This is a genomic window from Pseudoalteromonas sp. SG44-8, from assembly GCF_014164125.1.
Lineage (GTDB): Bacteria > Pseudomonadota > Gammaproteobacteria > Enterobacterales > Alteromonadaceae > Pseudoalteromonas > Pseudoalteromonas rhizosphaerae.
Genome location: NZ_JACJEQ010000085.1, coordinates 1 through 499, shown reverse-complemented (window position 1 = coordinate 499; position 499 = coordinate 1). Strand labels below are relative to the sequence as shown.

1 rRNA gene is annotated in these 499 nt (G+C 38.3%); it reads left to right on the top strand.

Annotated elements, in window-relative coordinates:
* Nucleotides 1–427: 427 nt before the first annotated feature.
* Nucleotides 428–499 (top strand): 16S ribosomal RNA (locus H5163_RS21085); the annotation flags it as partial.

The following is a 499-nucleotide window of genomic DNA, read 5'->3' as shown; positions in this document are numbered from 1 at the left end:
AAAAAAAGTGTTGATCTGTTTTTGGATCTCCCTATAATGCGACCCCACTGAGACGGGAAACGCCAACGCATAGCGAGGCACGAACAACTCAGAGAGTTAAATAAAACTTCGGTTTTAAATATTCGCAAGAAAGTTTAAAACTAAGTGTTGACTCGAAAAATAAAGGATGTATTATACGCATCCCTAGCGACAATGTCGCAACGTTCTTTAACAATATAAAGCAATCATCTGTGTGGGCACTCGTACAGATTGAGTTCTAACAGCCAAGCTTAGTTCGCTAAGCAAGGCAAAAAATTTAGAGTCTCAATTAAAACTGAGTGACCAACAGAAGTAACTTATTTATAAGTTGCTTCGGCACAGTCAATTCAATATCGAAGATATTAAATAAATTCAGAATTCATTGAGCTGTCGAAAGACAAAAAACTTTTAATTGAAGAGTTTGATCATGGCTCAGATTGAACGCTGGCGGCAGGCCTAACACATGCAAGTCGAGCGGTAA